The sequence below is a fragment of the Flavobacterium sp. GW823-FHT06G12 genome, from assembly GCF_058794775.1.
Genome location: NZ_JBXAHE010000005.1, coordinates 344,844 through 368,283 on the forward strand (window position 1 = coordinate 344,844; position 23,440 = coordinate 368,283).

Genomic DNA, 23,440 nt, shown 5'->3' on the forward strand with positions numbered 1-23,440 from the left:
CTGCTATTTTCTCAACATTGTCATTTCGACGAAGGAGAAATCTTCGCAAGTAACTCCGTTCCAATAAGCCAATCTTTGTAGAGCTACTTGTGGAGATTTCTCATTTAACTTAAAAACAAAAACTTAGCGCTCTTTGCGTAATTCTTTGCGAACTTTGCGGTTAAAAAAAGCTTTTTCCCTACTTTTACTACTCAAACAATACACTACTCCAAAATGAAAATACTACTCCTAGGTTCAGGCGAGTTAGGCAAAGAATTTGTCATTGCCGCACAACGAATCGGACAAACCATAATTGCAGTTGACAGTTACGAAAACGCACCAGCCATGCAAGTCGCACACGGCTTTGAAGTCATCAATATGCTCGACGGCGATGCACTTGACCGAATCGTAGCCAAACACCAGCCAGATTTTATCGTTCCCGAAATAGAAGCCATTCGCACCGAACGTTTTTACGATTACGAAAAACAAGGAATCACCGTTGTTCCTTCAGCGAAAGCGGCAAACTTTACCATGAATCGTAAAGCCATTCGTGATTTAGCAGCAAAAGAACTCGGACTAAGAACAGCAAAATACCAATACGCAACTTCAGCAGAAGAACTGCAAAAAGCCGTTCAGGAAGTTGGAATTCCATGCGTGGTAAAACCTTTAATGTCATCTTCAGGAAAAGGACAATCTACAATCAAAACAGAAAGTGATATCGAAAAAGCATGGCAATATGCCGTTGCAGGTTCGCGTGGCGATGTTATCGAAGTAATTGTTGAAGCATTTGTAGATTTCCATTCAGAAATTACGCTTTTAACGATTACTCAAAATAACAATCCGACATTATTCTGCGCTCCAATTGGCCACAGACAAGAACGTGGTGATTATCAGGAAAGCTGGCAACCCGCTTTAGTTTCAGAAAAAGATTTGTACGAAGCTCAGGATATGGCCGAAAAAATTACCGAGGCACTTGGCGGTGCTGGACTTTTTGGTGTAGAGTTTTTCTTAACGAATGAAGGTGTTTATTTCTCTGAACTTTCCCCTCGTCCGCACGATACCGGAATGGTAACTTTAGCTGGAACACAGAACTTCAACGAATTTGAATTACATTTAAGAGCCATTTTGAGTCTTCCTATTTTCGAAATTACTTTAGAAAAAGCTGGAGCAAGCGCTGTAATTTTAGCATCAGAAGATTCAACGAATCCAACTTTTACCGGAATCGAAAAAGTAGCCGCTTTACCAAAAACTGATTTCAGAATTTTCGGAAAACCAACTTCTAGACCTTACCGAAGAATGGGAGTTGTTTTAAGCCACGATACACTTTCAACTCCAATTACCGAAGTAATAGAACGCGCCAAAGAAACGGCGAAATTAATCACTGTAAATTCTTAATCATGAAAAATATAATATTAGCAGCATTCCTTTTTATTGGAATTGCAGTACAAGCTCAAACTAAAAAGAAATTTGACAAACCAACAATTGTGGAAGCATCTTGCGGGGAATGCCAATTTGGAATGAAAGGTAAAAGCTGTGATTTAGCAGTTCGTATAGATGGTAAAAGCTATTTTGTTGACGGAACAACTATTCATGATCATGGAGACGCTCACGCTGAAAAAGGTTTCTGTAATGCAATAAGCAAAGCTTTAGTTACAGGAGAAATTAAAGGAGACAGATTCAAAGCAACTTCATTTACTTTAATCGACGATAAAAAATAATGGCATTAATTCTTGAAAACATTGCCAAACACGTTTCTCTGACACCAGGAGAACAGGCGCTTTTTTTATCCAAACTGGAAACAAACACTTACAAAGCTAAAACGGTTTTATTGAACGCTGGCGAAGTCTGCAAACATTCTTATTTTGTAAACTCAGGAATTTTAAGAAGTTTCAATATCAACGATAATATTGTGGAACATGTACTTTCTTTTGCTTGTGAAGGCTGGTGGATGAGTGATATGTACAGTTACTTTTCGCAAAAACCTGGACAACTTTTTATTGAAGTTTTAGAAGAAGCTGAAGTCGTTTCTTTATCTAAAGAAAATCAAGAACAATTGTATCTTGAGATTCCAAAATTGGAGCGATTTTTTAGAATTTTAATTGAGAATTCATTGGTTGCGAATCAACAGCGATTAATGGACAACTTGAGTTTACCTGCGGAAGAACGTTTCGAAAAATTCACTAAAAAATACGGAACATTAGTACACAAAGTTCCTCAAAAACAAATCGCTTCTTTCATTGGAGTAACACCAGAATTCTTCAGCAAAATGAAAGCTCGGCTTTTGAAGAAATAGTTTTTGCCACAGATTTCACAGATTAAAGTGATTTTTTTTAGCCACGACCCGAGCGATAGCGAACAGGCAAAGCAATTACACGGATTTCCTCGAATTAAATTGAATAAAAAATTTGTGGAAATTCGTGTAATTCGTGGCAACATTTTTTAATCCTTTCAATCTGTGAAATCTGTGGCTAAAAAAAACACGGCTCAAAAATGAACCGTGTATAGTGAATTAAAATTGCTCAACCTCTGTAGAATGTTCCATCGCCGTTATTGCTGATTTTCCTAACATTACTGTGTTCTGAACGGCATCAAAATAAGAAGTTCCAACAAAAGCCTGGTGTTTTACGGCTCTGAATCCGTTTTTCTGTAAAGCAAATTCGCGTTCCTGCAATTCAGAATAACCTGCCATTCCTCGTTCCTTATAAGCTCTTGACAATTCGAACATACTTGTATTTAAAGCATGGAATCCTGCTAAAGTAATGAACTGGAAGCTATATCCCATTGCTGCTAAATCTTCTCTGAACGTTTCCATTTCGGCAACAGTTAATTTTGCTGCCCAATTGAAAGAAGGAGAACAATTATACGCCAACATTTTATCTGGGAATTCTTTTTTCATTGCTTTTGCAAATTTTCTCGCATAATCTAAATCGGGATTACTTGTTTCCATCCAGATTAAATCTGCGTATGGTGCGTAGCTTAAACCTCTTGCAATTCCCTGATCGATTCCGTTTTTTACATAGAAGAAACCTTCAGCCGTTTTTTCACCTGTTAAAAACTTTCTATCTCTAGGATCGGCATCGCTTGTTAATAGATTAGCTGCATCGGCATCTGTTCGAGCTACAATTAAAGTTGAAACTCCCATAACATCTGATGCCAAACGTGCCGCAATTAATTTATTAATCGCCTCTTGCGTTGGAACTAAAACCTTCCCACCCAAGTGTCCGCATTTTTTAGCAGAACTCAGCTGATCTTCAAAATGAACTCCAGAAGCTCCAGCTTCAATCATAGATTTCATTAATTCGAAAGCATTTAGGTTTCCACCAAAACCAGCTTCAGCATCAGCTACAATTGGAACTAAATAATCTTTTCTATCTTCAATATTATTTACAGTCTGAATCTGATCAGCACGCAATAAAGCGTTATTGATCTTTTTTACCACCATCGGAACACTGTTTACTGGATAAAGCGATTGGTCAGGATACATTTCTCCAGCCAGATTTGCATCAGCAGCAACTTGCCATCCGCTTAAATAAATTGCTTCTAAACCAGCATCCACTTCCTGAATCGCTTGATTTCCAGTTAACGCTCCCAAACCCGCAACATAATCCTGACTTTTTAACTTTCTCCATAATTTCTCTGCACCCATTTTGGCAATAGAATGCTCAATTTTATAAGACCCTTGAAGCGTTACTACTTCGCTTGCAGTGTAAGGACGCTCAACTCCTTTCCATCTCGGGTTCGTAATCCAATCGTTAATCAATTCCTGAATTCTGTCTTCTGTTGTTTTCATAAATAGTATAGTTAAGTTGGTTAGTAAGTAATAGTGTTATGTGATTTCCTGCAAGGTCTTTTTTTGACCTTGTAGGTATTTGCAATCTATCAAGATACCTACAAGGTTTTGGAAACCTTGCAGGAATTGCAATCAATTCTTTTATAAATATTTATAACACGGAATCGTTAAAAAATCAACGAAATCTTGATTTACAACTAATCTTTCCAATACTTTTTCAGCTAGTGGAAATTGCTGTTTTTCGTGATTTTCTTCTCCTAATTCGGCTTTGATTTTTCTAAATTCATCTAAAGCCAATTCATGATAATAAGCCAAATCTAATTTTCGTCCATTATCCAAAATCACTTTATTTTGAAGCCATTGCCATAATTGCGATCTCGAAATTTCGGCCGTTGCGGCATCTTCCATCAAATTGTGCAATGCGGCAGCACCTTGCCCGTTCAGCCATGAAGCCAAATATAAAACGGCTACATTGATGTTTTTTCGAACACCGTTTTCGGTTATCAGCCCAATTGGCGGTTCAATCAAATCGGCTTCTGTAATTTTTCGATGTTCTCTCTTTACATGAATCTGATTTGGAGTTGGCATTCCTTTATCAAAAATTTCTTTTGCAATTGCAACTAAATCCGGATGCGCTACCCAAGTTCCGTCGTGTCCATTTTTAACTTCACGTTCTTTATCGGTTCTTACTTTTGCGAAAGCAATTGCATTGGCTTCTTCATTATTTCGAATCGGAATCTGTGCTGCCATTCCGCCAATCGCATGAATCCCTCTTTTATGACATCTTTGAATTACCAGATTTGAATAGGCATTCATAAAAGGCGAAGTCATAGTTACCTGATCACGATCTGGAACAATGAATTTTGGATTTTTTCTAAACTTTTTAATGTATGAGAAAATATAATCCCAGCGTCCGCAATTCAAACCAACGATATGCTCTTTCAATTCGTAAATAATTTCATCTAGCTGAAAACTTGCCGTTATGGTTTCAATTAAAACTGTCACTTTTATTGTTCCTTTGTTCAGTTTCAAATAATCCTCCGTAAAATCGATTACGTTATTCCACCAACGCGCTTCGAGATAATGTTCCAATTTCGGAATGTAGAAATACGGCCCAGAATTGTTTTCTAAAAGTCGTTTATGATTATGAAAAACATACAATCCAAAATCTATCAAAGACCCCGAAACTTCATTTCCTTCAACTAGAACATGTTTTTCTGGCAAATGCAGACCTCTCGGGCGTACAATTAGCGTTGCGATTTTTTCATTTAAATGATATGATTTCTGTTTCACCAAATCAGTATACGTAATTGTTTTGTTTACCGCATCAATCAAATTTACCTGTCCGTCCATCAGGTTTTGCCAGGTTGGCGAAGTGCTGTCTTCAAAATCGGCCATAAAAGTCTTAGCTCCCGAATTCAAAGCGTTGATGATCATTTTTCGATCAACAGGTCCAGTAATTTCTACTCTTCGATCCAGTAAATCTTTCGGAATTTCTCCAACTTTCCAACTGCCTTCTCTCACACTTTTGGTTTCTGGAATAAAAACCGGCATAATTCCCTGATCAAAAGTGACTTGTTTTTGTTCGCGCTGTAAAAGCAATAGTTTTCGCTGTGATTCGAATTTTCTATGCAATTCAGTTATAAAAACAATGGCTTCTTCTGTCCAGATCTTTGGATAACGAAGCTTCTTTTCGGCTAAAAATTCCATTGCCGTTTCGGTAATTTCTAATTGGTTTTTCATAGCTGTGGTTTTTAATTTCATTAGCAGCAATTGAATCGTTTATATGTTTTTCAAAAACATAAATACATAACAAACTGATAATTAATATTTTCTACACCACAATATTAGAAAAAAGTTTTTTACAAAACAAGCGAACGTTCGCTAAAAATGAAAAATAATTTTTTGGCGATTATTTTTAGAATAGCTATATTTGGTTCATGGATATCGAAAAAGACTATATAAAGCTGATCTTCGGATTAAAATTGAAGCAAGTCAGAACGCAAAAAAACTTGTCACTTTTTGGCTTGGCCAAATTGACAAATCTTTCAAAATCGTACTTAAACGAGATTGAAAAGGGAAAAAAATATCCAAAAACAGATAAAATTTTATTGCTCTGCGAACATTTGGACGTGACTTACGACCAAATGGTGTCTTTAAAACTCGACAACAACCTCGCTCCTATTGGTGAAATCTTGAAATCAGGTATTTTAAAAGAGATTCCGCTGGAACTTTTCGGCATTCAGGAAGCCGATTTAATTGATATTATTGCCAATGCTCCGGCAAAAGTCAATGCTTTTATTAGTACGATTATCGAAATTGCACAGCATTATAATTTAAGCCGCGAAAGTTTCTTTTTAGCCGCTTTGCGTTCGTATCAAGAAGCTCACAGCAATTATTTTGAAGATTTAGAAGAAAAAGTAATTTTGTTTTCGAAGTCGTTTCAAATAAATCTGGATTCTAAAATCAGCATTGAAGAACTGGAAGCGATTTTAAAAGAGGAATACGAATACAATATTAAAGAAATTGCTTTTACAGATCAGGAAGCTTTGGATGATTTGCGTTCGATTTATGTTCCGAAAAGCAGGACTTTACTGCTTTCAACTGAATTGGATGATCCACAAAAGGCTTTTATTTTAGCCAAAGAAATAGCTTATAATTATTTGAAAATTTCAGATCGTCTGCTAACTTTCAGCTGGATTAAATTTGATAATTTCGATCAGGTTCTAAATAATTTTTATGCTTCTTATTTTGCTGGTGCTTTATTATTGCCAAGAAAATTGGTTGTAAATAAAATCAATACTTTTTTAGAAAATGAAAATCCAAAACCAGAAGAATTTGTTCAATTAATCGAAAGCTTTAAAGTTTCACCAGAATCTTTTTATCAGCGACTGACCAATTTATTGCCAAAAGATTTTCAGCTAAAAAACTTATTTTTCTTAAGATTGTCACACAAAATCGGTTCAGATTTTTATCAGATCAATAAAGAATTACATATTACACATCAGCAAGAACCGCACGCCAACGAAACCAACGAACATTATTGCAGGAGATGGGTTTCGGTTAAAACGATTGACGAAGCCATCAAACAAAATAAATCTCATTTTTTTGATGCCCAGATTTCGAGCTATGCCAATAGTGGAAACGAATATTTGGTTTTTTCTTCGGCTACAAAAGATCCTTTTGCCGAGAATTTTATTCGAAGTATTTCTGTCGGAATCCTAATTAATCCGACAATGAAAAAGAAATTTAAATTCATTGATGGAAAACCTTTGGTAAAACGAATTGTAGGTGTAACTTGCGAAACTTGCGCTGTAAAAGATTGTTTGGAAAGAAGTGCTCCTCCGACTGTTTTAGAAAGAGAGAAACGCCATGAGAATACAGATGCAGTTGTGCAGCAGTTTATAAATCAATATAGTTAGAATGTCATGAAATATTTTGTTTTACTTTTTAGTTTGATTTCTATTAACTTCAGTCAAAAAACGGAAAAACTTACTGGCCGTTACAATTACTTGGTTGAAGATGACAATTCTTATATCCAAAAAGATAAAATCACTTTTAAGGATAGTATTTTTGTTTTTGATAACAAGTTTATGCCAAAAGGAAAGGTTTCTTATGGCAACAAAATAGTATTGGATAATTTCATTAATACCGATTTAGTTATAAGTATTGCTAAAGATCAAATCGAAAAAGATACGATTCCTTTTTTCATGCATGATAAAAAAAGCTCTTCTGTAAATTATCTTGATGAAGTGGTTGGGAAAGGAAAATTGATTAGAATAAAATAATTTATTCAGGTCTTTTACCACACGCTTTTGTCATTCCTCGTTCCTCGGAATGACAAAAGCGTGTGGTTACTTTGAGGTCAAAAACATTGTAATTTCTAATCTTTGTAGAGTTACTTGCGAAGATTTCTCCTTCGTCGAAATGACAGTGGTTACTTTGAGATAAAACCTTTGAACCTCTGTAACTTTGCACCTTTGAACCTTCTTATAAAAATGAAACTTCCCGCATAGCCCCGATAGAAGTGAAAATCCTTTTGTGGTGGGGTTCACCACAAAAGATTGCAACGGATAGCGGGACTAAACGTCTTTTGAAAACGAAAATATCTGCTTCAGAAAAAAACTTAGAAACTTAGCACCTTAGAGCCTAAGAATCTTTTCTTAATCTACATTAAGTGCTTTTCGTTTACATCGGCTGTATCTTTGTACTATCAAAATCAATAAAAGACAAAATCATGGAAAATATAGTATTGCACAAAGCAGAATCAAGAGGAAATGCTAATCACGGATGGTTGAACGCTTATCATAGCTTTAGTTTTGCGAGCTGGTACAATCCAGACAGAATTCAGTTTGGAGCACTTCGTGTTTTGAATGACGATACGATTGCAGCTGGAATGGGATTTGGAACTCACCCTCACGATAACATGGAAATTATTACGATTCCGTTAGAAGGTGATTTGGCTCACAAAGACAGCATGGGAAATACTGAAGTAATTAAAAACGGCGATATTCAGGTTATGAGTGCGGGAACTGGAATTCAGCATAGCGAGTTTAACCCAAATGAAGATCAACAGACTAAATTGTTGCAGATTTGGTTATTTCCAAACAAAAGAAATGTTACGCCACGTTACCAGCAAATTACTTTAAATGTTGCTGACAGACATAATAAATTAGCTCAGGTTTTATCTCCAAATGCTGATGACGAAGGAGTTTGGATTCACCAAGATGCGTGGTTCAACATGGGAAATTTTGATGCAGGAACTGCAACTGAATATAAAATCAAAAAAGAAGGAAACGGAGTTTATGCTTTCGTTTTAAAAGGAAATGTAACCATCAACGGTCAAGAATTAAATACTCGTGATGCAGTAGGAATTTCAGGAACTGATACTTTGAATATTAAAGCCAATACAGATGCTGAATTTTTATTAATGGACATTCCGATGAATTATTAATTCAAACAAAAACAATTAATACCTGTACCTTGAAACGATAATAAATCTGTAAATCAGACTATTATCGTTTCTTTTTTTGCTCAATTTTAAAAAAGAAAGACTAACTTTATAAATAAGAAAATTGGTCTGACTTTAAAATTAAATTCATCCTTAAAATTTTAAACCATGAATCCAAACAACCTCATTAAAGAATATACAAACGGAGAAGTTACGATTGTATGGCAATCTGGAAAATGTATTCATTCGACAAATTGTGTCAAAAACAATCCAGATGTCTTTCGTCCAAAAGAAAAACCTTGGATTACTCCAGAAAAATCTACAACTGAGAAAATAATTTCTACTGTTAATAAATGTCCGTCGGGAGCGTTGACATTTTATATGAATAATAAAACCTAAGCCTTTTGCATAGTTTTTTGCCACAGATTACACAGATTAAAGTGATTTTTTTTTGCCACAAATTGCACAAATTTTCACAAATTTTGATTCAATTTATTTCGTGGTAATTAGAGCAATTTGTGGCAACATGTTTTTTTTTACTCCCTGTAATCTGCGACAAAAACACATCATCTTTTTTATTTCTTAATCTAGATTAAGTGCTCTAGGACAACTGTCACCGTAACTTTGTCCTATCAAAATGAAATTAATTATTTAAAATATTTAAAAAAATAAAATTATGGCAACTACAAAATGGTCAATTGACCCAACTCACTCAGAAATTGGTTTTAAAGTTAAACACATGATGTTTACAAATGTTTCAGGAAAATTTGGAACTTATGAAGCTTCTGCAATCACAGAAGGAGATAGTTTTGATAATGCAGATTTCAGTTTTTCTGCTGATATCGCTTCAGTAGATACTGCAAATGCAGATCGTGACGGACATTTAAGAAGCGGTGATTTCTTTGACGCGGAGAATCATCCAAAATTAACTTTCAAATCTTCTTCTTTCAAAAAAATCAATGATGGTGAATTTGAATTAACTGGAGATTTAAACATTAAAGGTGTTTCTAAAACAGTAAAATTCCCAGTTGAATTTAGCGGAATCATGACTGATCCTTGGGGAAATACAAAAGTAGGTTTAAGCATAGAAGGAAAAATTAATCGTAAAGATTGGGGTTTAAACTGGAACTCAGCTCTTGAAACAGGTGGTGTTTTAGTAGGCGAAGAAGTTCGTTTGAACATTGAATTACAATTTGTAAAACAAGCCTAATTAAGCATTCTCGGATTTAATTGGTTGGTTATTGAAGCTCTGCATTTTGCAGGGCTTTTTGTTTGCCATGAATTACACGAATTTCCACGAATTATTTTTTAGCCACAGATTAAAAAGATTATTTGGATTTTTTAATCTGTGGAAATCCTTTAAATCTGTGGCAAAATTTCGGATTTGAGAAGAAAAAATTCGTGGAAATTCGTGTAATTAGTGGCAAACCTCAAAATTCATCGTACTGTGTTTCTAAATTCAGTTGGCGACATTCCTGTTTGTTTTTTGAAGAAGCGGGAGAAATAGGAATAATCTTCGTAGCCTACTTTAAAGGCAACTTCGTTTACCGCTAATTGTTTATCGATCAGCATTCTTTTTATTTCCAGAATTACACGATCTGTGATTACTTCTGTTGCTGTTTTTTGGAGAATCTCGTTGCAGATTCTGTTTAAATGTTTCAGCGTTATATTTAGCTTGTCTGCATAAAATGATGGCAATTTTTGGGTTCTGAAATATTCTTCTAAAATGGATTCAAATGCATTGATTTTGATATTGTAGGAATGCGCTTGATGCGAATAAGTTTCATTGTATTTTCGAGCGACTTCAATATGAATACAATCTAACAAATTCAACAATTTATCTAATTGATGTTTACTATTTTGACTGTTTTCCTGAATCAGTAAATCGAAATATGGAAGGATTTTTGGGATTTCATTTTCTTCAAAAACCATTTCTGGTCGATTATGAATGGAATGATAAAAATTGTAATCATTAATCTTTTTTTGTCCGAAATACAAATTATACAATTCCTGAGAAAAGATAATAACAAAACCTTCGATATCTTCAGACAAATTCCAATGATGCATTTGTCCTGGCTGTAGCACAAAAAGGCTTCCTCTTTTGATTTCGAATTGGTCAAAATCGACTTCATGTAATCCAGAACCTTTTGTAAAAAAAACCATTAAATACGAATCATGACGATGCGGTTCTTCGACAAAACTGTGATTCTTTAAATGTTCTGTAAAAGTATTGACATAAAAATCACGGTGAATATCGTTACAGCTAAAATTCTGAACACTATAAATCGGATATCGTTTCATAAAAAATGTCTTTATTGTGCTACAATAAGCGAAGATATAAAAAAGACTTTTATAAACCTCTGAATTACCTTTGTATAAACAAAAAACAACAAAGTCATGTCAAGCGCATTAACTCATATTTTAAGCAACGAATGTCCTATTTGTCATAAAGGAAAAGTTTTTACAGACAAAAATATTTTCTTTAATTTTGGTTTACCAAAAATGAATGAATACTGCAGTCATTGCAATTATAAATTCCAAAAAGAACCTGGTTATTTCTTTGGAGCAATGTATGTAAACTACGGATTAACAGTCGCTCAAGGAATTGCCACCTATTGTATTGCACAGTTTTTCTTTGAGAAAAATTTCGATTTGAGAATCATTCCCATTATTGCTGTTGTAATTACTTTATTAACTTCTTTCAATCTCCGATTTTCCAGATTAGCATGGATTTACATGTTTAAGGATTATACGAAATAAAAAAGTATTATTTTTGCCTTTCAATTGAAGCTAATTTTCAATTTCAAAAAAAATAAAAAACAAATTAGACAAATGAAAGCATACGTATTTCCAGGTCAAGGTGCACAATTCACAGGAATGGGTAAAGACCTTTATGAAAATTCGGCTTTAGCCAAAGAATTATTCGAAAAAGCTAATGAAATATTAGGTTTCAGAATTACAGATATCATGTTTGAAGGCACTGCCGAAGAACTAAAAGAAACTAAAGTTACACAGCCTGCAGTATTTTTACATTCTGTTATTTTAGCGAAAACTTTAGAAGATTTCAAACCGGAAATGGTTGCAGGACACTCTTTAGGTGAATTTTCAGCTTTGGTTGCTAATGGGACATTATCTTTTGAAGATGGACTTAAATTGGTTTCTCAACGTGCTCTTGCAATGCAAAAAGCATGCGAAATCACTCCATCTACAATGGCTGCTGTTTTAGGTTTAGCTGATAATGTTGTAGAAGAAGTTTGCGCTTCTATCGATGGTGTTGTGGTTGCTGCTAACTATAACTGCCCAGGTCAATTGGTAATTTCTGGTGAAACTACTGCTGTTGAAAAAGCTTGCGAAGCAATGAAAGCTGCTGGAGCAAAACGTGCTTTAATTTTACCTGTTGGAGGTGCTTTCCACTCTCCAATGATGGAACCAGCAAGAGAAGAATTGGCTGCTGCAATTGAAGCAACTACTTTCTCTACTCCTATTTGTCCAGTGTATCAAAACGTAACTGCAAATGCAGTTTCTGATGCTAACGAAATTAAAAAGAACTTAATCATTCAATTGACTGCTCCTGTAAAATGGACACAATCTGTACAGCAAATGATCGCTGACGGTGCGACTTTGTTTACTGAAGTTGGTCCAGGAAAAGTATTAACTGGATTGATTACTAAAATTGATAAAGAAACTGCTGTTGCTAATGCTTAATTTTTAAGTGTTCAGTCTTATTGACAGTTTTCAGTGGTTAACTGTATAAAACAATAAATCCTCATAAACTTATCAAAGTATATGAGGATTTTATTTTATAATTCCTTTGCTTCTTCATTATAATTATTTAGAATTCCAGTAATCAGGTAGTTTTGATTACTCTTTTCAAAAAATATATACCAAGTTGTTCTTGAGCTAGTTTTATAGAAAATATAATTTGAACCTAGAGAACGGAGAGAATCTGGAGTTTTGTTGTGTGGAAAGGTTGATATATTTGATTTAATATAATCTACTATTTTGTTGATATAAATTTGGGCTGACTCAACGAACCCGAAATACTCTTTTTCAAAAAGAACAAAAACTAAATTATCAAAATATTCTAGAACGCTATTTTAAAAAATTATTTTTTCCAAGGATAAGCTTTTATTCTTTTAGACATTTCAGCTTTAAACTCCTCCGGTGTTAACCCTTTTGCAAACTCAGCATCAAAATCAAAAGTTTCGAGATCTATACCTTGTCGCCTTGGTTTTTGAACTTCGTATTCTACTCTTGGTTCTTCGACCTTGTTATTCTTTTTATTTTCTTTATCCGAACTCATCATTCCTACATTTTAATCTTACAAATTTACAAAATAAATTGAATCAAAATTTATACAGCTTTCTTTTCCTTCTTTTTGTAATTTACAATAAAAACCCCAAGGATAATAAGAGCTGTAGCAATAATAAAATCAATTGTAATTATTTCATCCAAAAGCAACCAGCCCAAGAAAACCGCAATTATAGTATTGATATAGGACAAAATAGAAACTTGAACTGCTGTAACATGTTTTAAAGCATAATTATAACAGAAGAAAGCAATCACAGATCCAAAGATTGATAAATACAAAGCCGCAAAAATACTTCTTGTACTCCACGAACTAAAGTCAGGATTTGGCGAAAAAATCGAAGCCAAAACTAACTGAATGCAAGATGCGATTGTAAATTGATAAAATAAATTAAGAGTTATATTCTTCGATTTATTAGCATGCGTTTTGGTATAAATTGTCCCTGCTGCCCAAGCCAAAATTGCAAATCCCATAAACATCATTCCTGTTCTGTAATTGGCATCTAAAAACGATACAAGTCCATCTTTAAAAATAAAAACTACACCAGAAAAACCAATAATCACTCCAGTAAATCCCTTTAAACTCATTTTTTGCAATCCAAACATAATACTACTCAAGAAAATAAGAATTGGAGTCAGCGCATTTATGACCGACGCTAGTCCGCTTGGGATATTCTGCTCTGCAATTGTTGTAAAACCATTTGCAATCACAAGCATTAAAACCGAAGCTATAAGCTGTTGTTTGAAATTCTCCCAACCAATCCATTCTAATTCTTTTTTGAATAATAAAATCGTCATCATAATCAATCCCGCCAGTCCCTGACGAATTGAAGTTACAAACCAAGGCGGGATCGTTTCAACTGCTACCTTAATTCCTAAAAATGTTGTACCCCAAACAATTCCAACGGCTGCAAGGGCTATAATTAATTTATAATCTAAATTCTGTTTCATAAAATGCCCGTTAAAAAAAATCCCAAACTATATTGCTATAATTTGGGATCTTAAAAATTTATAATTTTATTTAAAAAACTATTTGTTCCTCACTTTTTGTTCCCATTTCCAAGCACTTGCCATTGCTTCGTCTAAACTTAGTTCAGCCTTCCATCCTAAGACATTATTTGCCTTATCTGTATTTGCATAAGCTTCAGTAATATCACCTTCACGACGAGGCATCATCTTGTAAGGCAGTTTTTTACCGCTGACTTTTTCAAAACTATGAATGACCTCTAGAACAGAACTTCCTTTTCCTGTTCCTAAATTGAAAGTTTCTACTTTTGCCAAGTTCTTTTTGTTTAACAAACGCTGTAAAGCAATTACGTGTGCTTTTGCTAAATCTACGACGTGAATGTAATCACGAACAGCAGTTCCGTCTGGTGTTGGATAATCATTTCCAAAAACCGATAATTCCTGACGCAATCCTACTCCAGTTTGTGTAATAAACGGAACCAAATTTTGCGGAACTCCTAATGGTAATTCTCCAATTTCAACAGATTCGTGTGCTCCTACTGGATTAAAGTAACGCAATAAAATAGCACTGATATTGGTAACTTTAGCTGTATCTGTAATAATTTCTTCTCCAATCTGTTTTGTGTTTCCGTATGGAGACATTGCTGCCTGAACCGGAGCATCTTCTGTGATCGGCATTTTTTCGGCTTGACCGTAAACCGTACAAGAAGAACTAAAAATAAAACTTGCTTCAGGTTTTTGCTGTAATTCTTGTAAAAGATAAACTAAACTGCTAATGTTATTTTCATAATACAATAAAGGCTGTTCAACACTTTCGCCAACTGCTTTTGAAGCGGCAAAATGAATGACACCAGTAACATCATTATGTTTTTTAAAAAAATCCCGAACGGCACTTTTCTCTCTTAAATCAATTTTCTCGAATAAAGGCGTTTTTCCTGTAATCGCGGTAATTCCTTTTAAAACATCTTCTGAAGAATTAGAAAGATTATCAATGATCACCACTTCGAAGCCTTCATTTTGTAATTCGACTACGGTGTGAGAACCGATAAATCCTAATCCTCCTGTTACTAATACTTTCATTTTTTTGTGGTTGTTTTATGTAGTTAATTTATAAGCTTGTCTAGCAATTAAAACCCATTTGCCTTTTTGTTTCTGCCAAACGAGCATTATTCCTATTTTAATATCTCGATCTATTCCATCGTCTTTGGTATGAGCCGATAAAACATGTCGAACTATGGCAACATCATTTTGAATAGTTATAGTTTGGTTCTGAAAATCGATCGAAACAAAATCAGATTTTCCACTTACGATTCCTTCTATAAATTCAGCTTGGTTTTGAAAATTACCATTTGAGTGGACATAATTTAATTTGTCCGAAGTTAGCGCTTTCAATTTCGCTCCATCAGCATCAATCATTGCCTGACGCAAAATTTCGACTTGACCGCTAACGGCATTCTCTTCTTTAGAATTCGTTTTTTGAGCCAAAACCGAAAACTGTAAAAGAATCATTAAAATTAAAAGACTAACTTTTCTCATCTTTATTTATTCAAAAATTCTAAAACAGAATCGGTAATAAATTTAATTTGTTCGTCGTCAAGTTCTGTGTGCATTGGCAAAGCAATTACTTCCTGTACTAATTGGTTTGTAACCGGAAATTGCTCTTCTTTATAACGAGGATCTAAATATGCTTTTTGAGAATGCAATGGAATTGGATAATAAATTGCACACGGAATTCCTTTATCTAATAAATGCTGCATTAAAGCATTTCTGTCTGCGTCTAAAATTCTTAAAACGTATTGATGAAAAACGTGATCATTCTCGTTTGCATCAAAATCTGGAGTGATAATTTTTGCATTTCCAGCAAATGCTGCATTGTATTTTGTTGCCGCCAAACGACGCGCTGCATTATACTCATCTAACAACGGTAATTTAGCATTTAAAACTCCTGCTTGAATACTATCCAAACGAGAATTCACTCCCACAACATCGTGGTGGTAACGCTCATACATTCCGTGATTTACAATTCCGCGGATGATGTGTGCTAGTTTATCATCATTTGTAAAAATTGCTCCTCCATCTCCATAACATCCAAGGTTTTTAGAAGGAAAGAATGAAGTTGCCGCAACGTGGCCAATTGTTCCTACTTTCACTTTTGATCCAGATTTAGAAATATAATCTGCACCAATTGCTTGAGCGTTATCTTCAATTACATATAAATTATGCTCTTTAGCAATTTCCATAATTGCATCCATATTAGCTGCACGTCCAAATAAATGAACCGGAACAATCGCTTTTGTTTTTGGTGTAATTGCTTTTTTAACCGCTTCGATATCGATGTTCATATTATGCAAATCAACATCAACCAAAACTGGAGTTAATTGCAACAATGCAATAACCTCAACAGTTGCAGCAAAAGTAAAATCTGCAGTAATCACTTCGTCTCCTGGTTTCAGATCTAATCCCATCATGGCAATCTGCAACGCATCTGTACCGTTAGCACAAGGAATAACGTGTTTTGCACCTAAATAATCTTCAAGATTCTTTTGAAATTGATGAACTAAAGGTCCGTTGATATAAGTATTTGTATCTAAAACTTCTTGAATTGAAGCGTCTACAGTAGATTTTATTTTTTCGTATTGACTCTTTAAGTCAACCATTTGTATTTTTTTCATTTTGAATGTATTTAAAAAAATTAAAGACACTGTTTTCGGACAGAAATCTCTAAAAGGAAGAACAAAAATAGTTATTAATAGCTTCAAACCAATGAAAATAGTCGAAAGAAATGTAATTTAGCTGCAAAAAAAATTACATGCTTTTTTTATACAATCTAGCCATATATATCGCAGGATTTTTCTTAAGAATCATATCCTTGTTTAGTCCGAAAATTAAGCTTTTTGTAGAAGGCCGAAAAAGTGTTTTTAGCACACTAAAAGAAAAAATACAACCAGAAGACAAAACGATTTGGTTTCATTCTGCTTCTTTGGGAGAGTATGAGCAAGGACTTCCTGTTATAGAAAAAATCAAAGAGAAATATCCTTCCCATAAAATTATTGTAACCTTTTTTTCACCATCTGGATACGAAGTGCGTAAAAATAATACAGTTGCTGACGTTACCATTTACCTCCCATTGGACACTAAAAGCAACGCAAAAAAATTCATCAAACTTGTTCATCCAGAAAAAGCATTCTTTATTAAATATGAATTTTGGCTTAATTATCTAAAAGAACTTGAAGACCATAAAACTCCAACTTATTTGATTTCAGGAATTTTTAGAGACAATCAAATGTTCTTTAAATGGTATGGCGGATTTTACAGAAATGCCTTAAAAGCTTTTACTTATTTCTTTGTTCAAAATGAAAAATCGAAAGAAAAAGTCGAAAGTTTAGGTTTTAAAAATGTAATTGTTTCTGGCGACACCCGTTTTGATCGTGTAAATGCTATTTTAGAAAGAGACAATCGTTTGGATTATATAGAAAACTTCAAAAACAATCAGCAGACAATTGTTATTGGAAGCTCATGGCCAAAAGATGAAGCTTTGCTAGCCGAATACATCAATCAGGCGTCAGAAAACGTAAAATTCATAATTGCTCCGCACAATATAAAGCCAGATCAGATTACAGATCTTCAATCAAAAATTACAAAGTCGACAATTTTATTTTCAGAAAAAGAAAACAAAGACCTATCCGGCTACAATGTTTTTATAATTGATATTGTCGGAATCTTAACCAAGATTTATAGTTACGGAACGATTGCATATGTAGGTGGCGGATTTGGAAATCCTGGAATACACAACATTCTTGAACCAGCAACTTTTGGAATGCCAATCGTAATTGGCCCTAATTATTCAAATTTTGCAGAAGCTATCGCCTTAGTCGAAATTGGAGGTTGCATACCAATATCAACAAGTTCGGAACTAAAAGAAATTTTTGATAGATTATTGAACGACAAAAACTTTCTAGAAGAAAAAAGCAAAATCTCTAGATCATTCATTCAAACCAACAAAGGTGCAACCGAGACTATCATAAAACTAGTTGTATAGCCTTTTGCACCAATAAAAAGTATTAAATTTAGAAAAACAAAACAATTAAGACCACTTTTTACATTTGAAAACCTAAATAAATAGTCTTAAAAAATCAGAAAAACCATTAATCAGAGAAATAAAATAGCCCATTTTTATAAAGAATATTCAACAAAAAATTATTTAGCCTATAAATTAGATAATTTAAGAAAATTTTGTAGTTTTGGCATATTCTTTGATAAATAAGATAAACGTGAGTAAGGAAAATATTTTAAAAAAAAAGTGAAAAAATATTTTACATATTAAAAAATTTATATCTTTGCCACGAATTAATAATTAACCTTTTATAATAAAGTAAGATGAAAAAAGTATTTTTAAGTTTAGCTGTTGTTGCTGTATTAACTGTTGTATCTTGTAAAAAAGCTGACGCTGCTGCTGAAGCTCCTGCTGTAGATTCTACTGCTGTTGCTGTTGATTCAGCTGCTGCTGTTGTTGATTCTGCTGCTGCAACTGTTGATTCTGCTGCTGCTAAAGTTGATTCTGCTGCTGCTAAAGTAGAAGAAGTAAAAAAATAATTAGAACCTAAGTTCTAACGATTTTAAAACCATCTTTTAGATGGTTTTTTTTGTGATTAATTTTTACATTAATTCACAAGCAACAAAAAAAAGCGTCCATAAATTATGAACGCTTTTTTTTTATTTATTCAGCCGCCTCTTCCATTTCTTCTTCAACCTCATCATCTCCAAAAATCGACTCACTCGAAGAGAAATCCAAAATTTCCGACTTAGAAGAATATGTTACAATTTCTTTTATCCCTTTCTGCAAAAGCAATTCCGTGCTGTATTTTCGACTTGTAGCAAAATGAACCTCACCTAGCATCAATTTAAAAAAATACTTTCCTCCAGAACCTTTAAACTTCAAGAATTTCGCAAGCTCTATATTCGCTTTAAACTTTTCAATATCCTCTTCACATTCAAATCGTAATTCATAACTCAAACTCGTAAAGATCACCTTCCCTTTTCGAGAAGTAAACGTAAACTTATATTCATCATTAAATCGCTTGCTAATTACAAAAGCACCCATTTATAAATTTTAGATATTAGATTGTTGATTTTTTTTCTGAGATTCTGAGATTCTGAGATTCTGAGATTCTGAGATTCTGAGATTCTAATAAATTTACTGCGTAAATTTATCTTCTGCAAGTCTGCAAATAAAAAAAGCCTCTTCAAAAGAAGAGGCTTTAGTACTCAGAGCGGGACTTGAACCCGCACGAACATTGCTGTTCACTGGATTTTAAGTCCAGCGTGTCTACCAATTTCACCATCCGAGCATTGTATGGTTTTAGAGCGAAAAACGGGGCTCGAACCCGCGACCTCGACCTTGGCAAGGTCGCGCTCTACCAACTGAGCTATTTTCGCATTTTCAAATTTATTAAGAACTGCAACACTTGTTTTGTTTCGTATTGCGAGTGCAAATTTAGGACATTTATTCAATTACACAAGCGTTTTTTCAAAAAAAAATCCACTTATTTTATAACGTTCTGATAACCTAAAGTTTAAATTTGAAAAATTTTTAAAATTTATTTCTTTACCAGCATTCTTTTAATCTCATTCAATTTCATCAGCGCTTCTACTGGTGTAATTGCATTAATATCGAGATTTAAAATTTCTTCTTTTATCTCTTCCAACAAAGGATCATCTAGATTAAAGAAACTCATCTGCATTTCTTCATTTGCAGATTTTATTCCGTTTAAAGCATCACTTGAATGATTCTTTTCTAATTTCTTTAAAAGCTTTTGCGCTTTTGAAATAACCAATTGAGGCATTCCTGCCATTTTAGCCACATGAATTCCAAAACTATGTGCGCTTCCTCCTTTAACCAGTTTTCTAACAAATAAAACAGTATCCTTAAGCTCTTTTACTGCCACATTGAAATTTTGGATTCTCGGCATCGATTCTGTCATTTCATTTAGCTCGTGGTAATGCGTTGCAAAAAGTGTTTTTGCTCTTCCTGGATGCTCGTGCAAGAATTCCGCAATTGCCCAAGCAATTGAGATTCCATCATAAGTACTTGTTCCTCTTCCAATCTCATCTAACAATACCAAACTTCTATCTGATAAGTTATTCAAAATAGAAGCTGTTTCGTTCATTTCTACCATAAAAGTAGATTCTCCCATCGAAATATTATCTGAAGCTCCTACTCTAGTAAAAATCTTATCTACGATTCCCATTCTAACACTATCAGCAGGAACAAAACTTCCCATTTGAGCTAAAAGCACAATCAAAGCCGTTTGTCTTAAAATCGCCGACTTACCCGACATGTTTGGCCCGGTAATCATAATAATCTGCTGTGTTTCTCTATCTAAGAAAACATCATTGGCAATATACGGCGTTCCAACTGGCAATTGCTTTTCAATTACAGGGTGTCTTCCATTTTTGATATCCAATTCGAATGTATCATCGATTTCAGGCTGCACATATTGATTTTCGACAGCCATTTGCGTAAACGAACACAAACAATCCAATTGCGCAACCAAATACGCGTTCATTTGAACTGGTTTGATATAAGTAGAAATCCAAGCTACCAATTGCTCAAAAAGCTCACTTTCTATTTTATAGATTTTTTCTTCAGCTCCTAAGATCTTCGTTTCGTACTCTTTTAATTCTTCGGTAATATATCGCTCTGCATTTACCAAAGTCTGCTTACGAATCCATTCTTCTGGGACTTTATCTTTATGCGTGTTTCTAACTTCGATATAATATCCGAAAACATTATTAAAAGAAATTTTCAATGACGAAATTCCAGTTCTTTCAGATTCTCTTTTTTCAATTCCTTCTAAAAATTCTTTTCCTGAAGTCGAAATCGCACGAAGTTCATCCAGTTCTTCGTTTATTCCGCTCGCAATAGCATTTCCTTTTGAAATAGCAACTGGAGCATCTTGATTTAGTGTAGTCTTAATTTTTTCACGAAGCAAATCGCAAGCATGCAAACTGTCTCCAATAACTTTTACTGCTTCCTGCGGACTTTCTAACGCAAGAGTTTTAATTGGAATAATGGCATCCAAAGATTCCTTTAAATACACGATTTCACGAGGAGAAACTTTTCCAGCAGCAATTTTAGAAATTAAACGTTCTAAATCTGAAATCTGCTTGATTTGATATTGGATATTATGAAGGATTTCAGGATTAGATTTTAAATACGCCACAACTTCATGACGGCTTTTAACTTTATTAGCATCTTTTAACGGCAATGCTAACCAACGTTTTAATAAACGCCCTCCCATTGGAGAAAGCGTTTTATCGATAACATCCAAAAGCGTAACTGCATTTGGATTATAGCTGTGATATAACTCTAAGTTTCTAATCGTAAAGCGATCCATCCAAACATAAGCATCTTCTGCTATACGCTGAATCGCTGTAATATGTTGCACACGATTATGCTGTGTTTCTGACAAATAGTACAAAATTGCTCCAGAAGCAATAATTCCTTCTTTCAATTCTTCGACACCAAATCCTTTTAAGGAATTCGTTTGGAAATGCTTTGTTAAGGTTTCTAATGCATAATCTTCTTTATAGATCCAATCTTCTAAATAAAAGCTATGAAAATCTTCTCCAAAAGCAGTTTTAAAATCGCCTTTATTATTCTTTGGCACTAAAACCTCACTCGGATTAAAGTTTTGCAATAATTTATCGATGTATTCTGCATTTCCTTGAGCCGTTAAAAACTCTCCTGTCGAAACATCTAAAAATGAAATTCCGATATTTTTATTCGCAAAATAAACAGATGCTAAAAAGTTATTCGATTTTGACTGTAAGACCTCATCGTTTAAAGAAACTCCAGGAGTTACAAGCTCCGTTACACCTCTTTTTACAATAGTTTTCGTCATTTTTGGATCTTCCAACTGATCGCAGATTGCTACACGAAGCCCAGCTTTTACCAATTTTGGCAAATAAGTATTTACAGAATGATGTGGAAACCCTGCTAATGCTGTTTCTGTATCAGATCCAGCTCCTCTTTTAGTTAAGGTTATCCCTAAAATTTTAGAAGCTCTAATGGCGTCTTCTCCAAAGGTTTCATAAAAATCTCCTACTCTGAAAAGCAGACATGCATCAGGATATTTAGCCTTGATCTCGTTGTACTGTTTCATTAAAGGTGTTTCTTTCACCACTTTTTCTTTAGCTGCCAAATTATTATATTTTAAATGAAAAAATTAAGACAGCGAATTTATGCTTTTTTAGTGGTATATCGAAAGCTTCAAAAATTAAAATAATTTAAGATATTTTTAGGTTGTGATTTAAGAATTTTATATAGCTTTGTTTATCATTTAAAAAAAAGACCCTTAAAGATGAAAAAAATAATCTTATTCGCTATGTTAGCTGTAGCTGGTATCACAGCTACTAATGCACAAACAACTAAAAAAGCTAAAGCTGAGAAAGTTGCTAAAGTTGAAGGAGCTGGAATGCTTTTCGAAACAGAAACTATTGATTACGGAACTATCGCACACAATGCTGATGGAAAACGTGAATTCGTTTTTGTTAACAATGGAACAAAACCATTAATTATCACTAACACTCAAGGATCTTGTGGATGTACTGTTCCAACTACTCCAAAAGAACCAATCGCTCCAGGAGCTAAAGGTGTTATTGGTGTAAAATATGCTACTGACAGAGTTGGTGCTTTTACAAAAACTGTAACTGTAACTTCTAACGCAGAAGGACAACCAACAAAAATCCTTACTATTAAAGGTACAGTTTTACCAGATCCAGTAAAAAGCTAATCTGAGAAACATTTAAAATAATCAAAAAGCTTCCTTATCTTTGGAAGCTTTTTTTATGACTACAATTTAAAAACAATGAGAAAACTCGAAAACAGCGAACTAGACCGTAAATCAATTGAAGATTTTAAAAAATCGGAGAAAACCCCTTTAATATTAGTTTTAGACGATATTCGAAGTCTGCATAATATTGGTTCTGTTTTTAGAACTGCTGATGCGTTTTTGATTGAAAAAATAATTCTTTGCGGCATTACAGCAACTCCTCCAAATAAAGAAATTCATAAAACTGCTCTTGGCGCGACTGAAACTGTTGCTTGGGAACATCACGAAAGTGTTCTGGAAGTTATTGAAAACTTAAAGAAAGAAAATGTATTAACAATGGCTATCGAACAAGTTGAAAGTGCTGTCTTTCTTCAAGATTTTAAAATTGAAAAAGATCAGAAATACGCCTTAGTTTTCGGAAATGAAGTTTATGGCGTTTCTCAAGAAGCTGTTGCAATTTGTGATGGCTGTATTGAGATTCCACAATTAGGAACAAAACACTCTCTAAATATTTCTGTAAGCGCCGGAATTGTGGTTTGGGATTTGTTTCAAAAAATGAACTGGCCTTAATAAAATCCTTCTCTGTTTTTATTAAAAAAATGTGATTTTAAA

24 protein-coding genes and 2 tRNA genes are annotated in these 23,440 nt (G+C 34.0%); 14 read left to right on the plus strand and 12 right to left on the minus strand.

Going from position 1 to position 23,440, the window contains the following annotated elements:
- The first annotated feature begins 213 nt into the window (after positions 1-213).
- From purT to AC1Q5Z_RS19940, 3 genes are read left to right on the plus strand one after another with little or no spacing between them, the layout of a single operon-like run.
- Entirely contained in the window at positions 214-1,374 is a 1,161-nt protein-coding gene (gene purT / locus AC1Q5Z_RS19930) for a formate-dependent phosphoribosylglycinamide formyltransferase (protein WP_492446542.1), read from the plus strand.
- A gap of 2 nt (positions 1,375-1,376) precedes the next feature.
- Entirely contained in the window at positions 1,377-1,697 is a 321-nt protein-coding gene (locus AC1Q5Z_RS19935; RefSeq protein WP_198854396.1) for a DUF6370 family protein, read from the plus strand.
- The gene (locus tag AC1Q5Z_RS19940) at positions 1,697-2,272 is read left to right on the plus strand and encodes a Crp/Fnr family transcriptional regulator (RefSeq protein ID WP_343587604.1); all 576 of its coding nucleotides are present in this window, start codon (positions 1,697-1,699) and stop codon (positions 2,270-2,272) included. Before AC1Q5Z_RS19935 ends, AC1Q5Z_RS19940 begins: the two co-directional genes overlap by 1 nt.
- 216 nt (positions 2,273-2,488) lie before the next feature.
- Here AC1Q5Z_RS19940 and aceA read toward each other — a convergent pair whose 3' ends face one another.
- Complete coding sequence (gene aceA, locus AC1Q5Z_RS19945; protein ID WP_343587606.1) at positions 2,489-3,769, minus strand: isocitrate lyase; 1,281 nt, start codon at positions 3,767-3,769, stop codon at positions 2,489-2,491.
- Positions 3,770-3,910: 141 nt separating this feature from the next.
- A complete protein-coding gene (gene aceB, locus AC1Q5Z_RS19950) occupies positions 3,911-5,512 on the minus strand; it encodes a malate synthase A (protein WP_343587607.1) in 1,602 nt (533 codons plus the stop codon).
- Positions 5,513-5,709: 197 nt separating this feature from the next.
- On the opposite strand from aceB, the gene AC1Q5Z_RS19955 reads away from it, so the two are divergent.
- The 5 genes from AC1Q5Z_RS19955 (at position 5,710) to AC1Q5Z_RS19975 (ending at position 9,930) form a co-directional block, all read left to right on the plus strand.
- A complete protein-coding gene (locus AC1Q5Z_RS19955; protein ID WP_343587610.1) occupies positions 5,710-7,191 on the plus strand; it encodes a helix-turn-helix domain-containing protein in 1,482 nt (493 codons plus the stop codon).
- A 6-nt stretch (positions 7,192-7,197) separates the two neighbouring features.
- On the plus strand, positions 7,198-7,557 hold the full coding sequence (locus AC1Q5Z_RS19960; RefSeq protein WP_492446544.1) for a hypothetical protein: 360 nt from the start codon (positions 7,198-7,200) through the stop codon (positions 7,555-7,557).
- A gap of 449 nt (positions 7,558-8,006) precedes the next feature.
- Positions 8,007-8,723 (plus strand): pirin family protein, encoded by a 717-nt coding sequence (locus tag AC1Q5Z_RS19965; RefSeq protein WP_012023811.1) that lies wholly within the window; start codon positions 8,007-8,009, stop codon positions 8,721-8,723.
- Between the two features lie 165 nt (positions 8,724-8,888).
- Complete coding sequence (locus AC1Q5Z_RS19970; RefSeq protein ID WP_198854402.1) at positions 8,889-9,119, plus strand: (4Fe-4S)-binding protein; 231 nt, start codon at positions 8,889-8,891, stop codon at positions 9,117-9,119.
- A 277-nt stretch (positions 9,120-9,396) separates the two neighbouring features.
- On the plus strand, positions 9,397-9,930 hold the full coding sequence (locus tag AC1Q5Z_RS19975; protein WP_177210862.1) for a YceI family protein: 534 nt from the start codon (positions 9,397-9,399) through the stop codon (positions 9,928-9,930).
- A gap of 227 nt (positions 9,931-10,157) precedes the next feature.
- Here AC1Q5Z_RS19975 and AC1Q5Z_RS19980 read toward each other — a convergent pair whose 3' ends face one another.
- Entirely contained in the window at positions 10,158-11,021 is an 864-nt protein-coding gene (locus AC1Q5Z_RS19980) for a helix-turn-helix domain-containing protein (RefSeq protein ID WP_343587618.1), read from the minus strand.
- 96 nt (positions 11,022-11,117) lie between these two features.
- Here AC1Q5Z_RS19980 and AC1Q5Z_RS19985 point away from each other — a divergent pair, with 96 nt between their 5' ends.
- On the plus strand, positions 11,118-11,480 hold the full coding sequence (locus tag AC1Q5Z_RS19985) for a DUF983 domain-containing protein (protein ID WP_198854405.1): 363 nt from the start codon (positions 11,118-11,120) through the stop codon (positions 11,478-11,480).
- Between the two features lie 72 nt (positions 11,481-11,552).
- On the plus strand, positions 11,553-12,425 hold the full coding sequence (gene fabD, locus AC1Q5Z_RS19990) for an ACP S-malonyltransferase (protein ID WP_492446546.1): 873 nt from the start codon (positions 11,553-11,555) through the stop codon (positions 12,423-12,425).
- A gap of 400 nt (positions 12,426-12,825) precedes the next feature.
- Here the strand turns inward: fabD and AC1Q5Z_RS19995 are convergent, their stop codons facing one another.
- From AC1Q5Z_RS19995 to AC1Q5Z_RS20015, 5 genes are all read right to left on the minus strand, one after another.
- A complete protein-coding gene (locus AC1Q5Z_RS19995) occupies positions 12,826-13,026 on the minus strand; it encodes a hypothetical protein (protein ID WP_492446548.1) in 201 nt (66 codons plus the stop codon).
- Between the two features lie 47 nt (positions 13,027-13,073).
- On the minus strand, positions 13,074-13,979 hold the full coding sequence (locus AC1Q5Z_RS20000) for a DMT family transporter (RefSeq protein WP_492446549.1): 906 nt from the start codon (positions 13,977-13,979) through the stop codon (positions 13,074-13,076).
- 78 nt (positions 13,980-14,057) lie between these two features.
- Positions 14,058-15,074: a UDP-glucose 4-epimerase GalE gene (galE, locus tag AC1Q5Z_RS20005; RefSeq protein ID WP_177210867.1), complete on the minus strand. Its 1,017-nt coding sequence runs from the start codon at positions 15,072-15,074 to the stop codon at positions 14,058-14,060.
- Between the two features lie 15 nt (positions 15,075-15,089).
- Positions 15,090-15,530: a nuclear transport factor 2 family protein gene (locus AC1Q5Z_RS20010; protein WP_492446552.1), complete on the minus strand. Its 441-nt coding sequence runs from the start codon at positions 15,528-15,530 to the stop codon at positions 15,090-15,092.
- A 2-nt stretch (positions 15,531-15,532) separates the two neighbouring features.
- The gene (locus AC1Q5Z_RS20015) at positions 15,533-16,666 is read right to left on the minus strand and encodes a DegT/DnrJ/EryC1/StrS family aminotransferase (RefSeq protein ID WP_286969052.1); all 1,134 of its coding nucleotides are present in this window, start codon (positions 16,664-16,666) and stop codon (positions 15,533-15,535) included.
- A gap of 137 nt (positions 16,667-16,803) precedes the next feature.
- Here AC1Q5Z_RS20015 and AC1Q5Z_RS20020 point away from each other — a divergent pair, with 137 nt between their 5' ends.
- Complete coding sequence (locus AC1Q5Z_RS20020; protein ID WP_492446554.1) at positions 16,804-18,033, plus strand: 3-deoxy-D-manno-octulosonic acid transferase; 1,230 nt, start codon at positions 16,804-16,806, stop codon at positions 18,031-18,033.
- Between the two features lie 338 nt (positions 18,034-18,371).
- On the plus strand, positions 18,372-18,587 hold the full coding sequence (locus AC1Q5Z_RS20025) for a PG1828 family lipoprotein (RefSeq protein WP_008467260.1): 216 nt from the start codon (positions 18,372-18,374) through the stop codon (positions 18,585-18,587).
- Between the two features lie 124 nt (positions 18,588-18,711).
- Here AC1Q5Z_RS20025 and AC1Q5Z_RS20030 read toward each other — a convergent pair whose 3' ends face one another.
- The 4 genes from AC1Q5Z_RS20030 to mutS all read right to left on the minus strand — a co-directional run bounded on the left by AC1Q5Z_RS20030 (position 18,712) and on the right by mutS (position 22,198).
- Positions 18,712-19,095, minus strand: a complete 384-nt coding sequence (locus tag AC1Q5Z_RS20030; RefSeq protein ID WP_492446555.1) for a DUF1508 domain-containing protein — start codon at positions 19,093-19,095, stop codon at positions 18,712-18,714.
- A 161-nt stretch (positions 19,096-19,256) separates the two neighbouring features.
- A tRNA-Leu gene (locus tag AC1Q5Z_RS20035) sits at positions 19,257-19,342 on the minus strand.
- 15 nt (positions 19,343-19,357) lie between these two features.
- Positions 19,358-19,430, minus strand: a tRNA-Gly gene (locus AC1Q5Z_RS20040).
- A gap of 161 nt (positions 19,431-19,591) precedes the next feature.
- Positions 19,592-22,198 carry a DNA mismatch repair protein MutS gene (gene mutS / locus AC1Q5Z_RS20045; protein ID WP_343589507.1) on the minus strand — a complete coding sequence of 869 codons (2,607 nt, stop codon included), beginning with the start codon at positions 22,196-22,198 and terminating at the stop codon, positions 19,592-19,594.
- 159 nt (positions 22,199-22,357) lie between these two features.
- Between mutS and AC1Q5Z_RS20050 the strand changes: the two genes are divergently transcribed.
- On the plus strand, positions 22,358-22,789 hold the full coding sequence (locus AC1Q5Z_RS20050) for a DUF1573 domain-containing protein (protein ID WP_198854415.1): 432 nt from the start codon (positions 22,358-22,360) through the stop codon (positions 22,787-22,789).
- A 75-nt stretch (positions 22,790-22,864) separates the two neighbouring features.
- Positions 22,865-23,398 carry an RNA methyltransferase gene (locus AC1Q5Z_RS20055; protein ID WP_343589505.1) on the plus strand — a complete coding sequence of 178 codons (534 nt, stop codon included), beginning with the start codon at positions 22,865-22,867 and terminating at the stop codon, positions 23,396-23,398.
- Positions 23,399-23,440: the final 42 nt, after the last annotated feature.

Bases quoted from the DNA above. Each gene is read 5' to 3' on its own strand.
- purT (WP_492446542.1), top strand. From the start codon at position 214: ATGAAAATACTACTCCTAGGTTCAGGCGAGTTAGGCAAAGAATTTGTC.
- AC1Q5Z_RS20025 (WP_008467260.1), top strand. From the start codon at position 18,372: ATGAAAAAAGTATTTTTAAGTTTAGCTGTTGTTGCTGTATTAACTGTT.
- AC1Q5Z_RS19970 (WP_198854402.1), top strand. From the start codon at position 8,889: ATGAATCCAAACAACCTCATTAAAGAATATACAAACGGAGAAGTTACG.
- AC1Q5Z_RS20050 (WP_198854415.1), top strand. From the start codon at position 22,358: ATGAAAAAAATAATCTTATTCGCTATGTTAGCTGTAGCTGGTATCACA.
- AC1Q5Z_RS19940 (WP_343587604.1), top strand. From the start codon at position 1,697: ATGGCATTAATTCTTGAAAACATTGCCAAACACGTTTCTCTGACACCA.
- AC1Q5Z_RS19995 (WP_492446548.1), bottom strand. From the start codon at position 13,026: ATGATGAGTTCGGATAAAGAAAATAAAAAGAATAACAAGGTCGAAGAA.
- fabD (WP_492446546.1), top strand. From the start codon at position 11,553: ATGAAAGCATACGTATTTCCAGGTCAAGGTGCACAATTCACAGGAATG.
- AC1Q5Z_RS19955 (WP_343587610.1), top strand. From the start codon at position 5,710: ATGGATATCGAAAAAGACTATATAAAGCTGATCTTCGGATTAAAATTG.
- aceB (WP_343587607.1), bottom strand. From the start codon at position 5,512: ATGAAAAACCAATTAGAAATTACCGAAACGGCAATGGAATTTTTAGCC.
- AC1Q5Z_RS20000 (WP_492446549.1), bottom strand. From the start codon at position 13,979: ATGAAACAGAATTTAGATTATAAATTAATTATAGCCCTTGCAGCCGTT.
- AC1Q5Z_RS19935 (WP_198854396.1), top strand. From the start codon at position 1,377: ATGAAAAATATAATATTAGCAGCATTCCTTTTTATTGGAATTGCAGTA.
- AC1Q5Z_RS19965 (WP_012023811.1), top strand. From the start codon at position 8,007: ATGGAAAATATAGTATTGCACAAAGCAGAATCAAGAGGAAATGCTAAT.
- AC1Q5Z_RS19975 (WP_177210862.1), top strand. From the start codon at position 9,397: ATGGCAACTACAAAATGGTCAATTGACCCAACTCACTCAGAAATTGGT.
- AC1Q5Z_RS20020 (WP_492446554.1), top strand. From the start codon at position 16,804: ATGCTTTTTTTATACAATCTAGCCATATATATCGCAGGATTTTTCTTA.
- aceA (WP_343587606.1), bottom strand. From the start codon at position 3,769: ATGAAAACAACAGAAGACAGAATTCAGGAATTGATTAACGATTGGATT.
- galE (WP_177210867.1), bottom strand. From the start codon at position 15,074: ATGAAAGTATTAGTAACAGGAGGATTAGGATTTATCGGTTCTCACACC.
- AC1Q5Z_RS20015 (WP_286969052.1), bottom strand. From the start codon at position 16,666: ATGAAAAAAATACAAATGGTTGACTTAAAGAGTCAATACGAAAAAATA.
- AC1Q5Z_RS19960 (WP_492446544.1), top strand. From the start codon at position 7,198: ATGAAATATTTTGTTTTACTTTTTAGTTTGATTTCTATTAACTTCAGT.
- AC1Q5Z_RS19985 (WP_198854405.1), top strand. From the start codon at position 11,118: ATGTCAAGCGCATTAACTCATATTTTAAGCAACGAATGTCCTATTTGT.
- AC1Q5Z_RS20030 (WP_492446555.1), bottom strand. From the start codon at position 19,095: ATGGGTGCTTTTGTAATTAGCAAGCGATTTAATGATGAATATAAGTTT.
- AC1Q5Z_RS19980 (WP_343587618.1), bottom strand. From the start codon at position 11,021: ATGAAACGATATCCGATTTATAGTGTTCAGAATTTTAGCTGTAACGAT.
- AC1Q5Z_RS20010 (WP_492446552.1), bottom strand. From the start codon at position 15,530: ATGAGAAAAGTTAGTCTTTTAATTTTAATGATTCTTTTACAGTTTTCG.
- AC1Q5Z_RS20055 (WP_343589505.1), top strand. From the start codon at position 22,865: ATGAGAAAACTCGAAAACAGCGAACTAGACCGTAAATCAATTGAAGAT.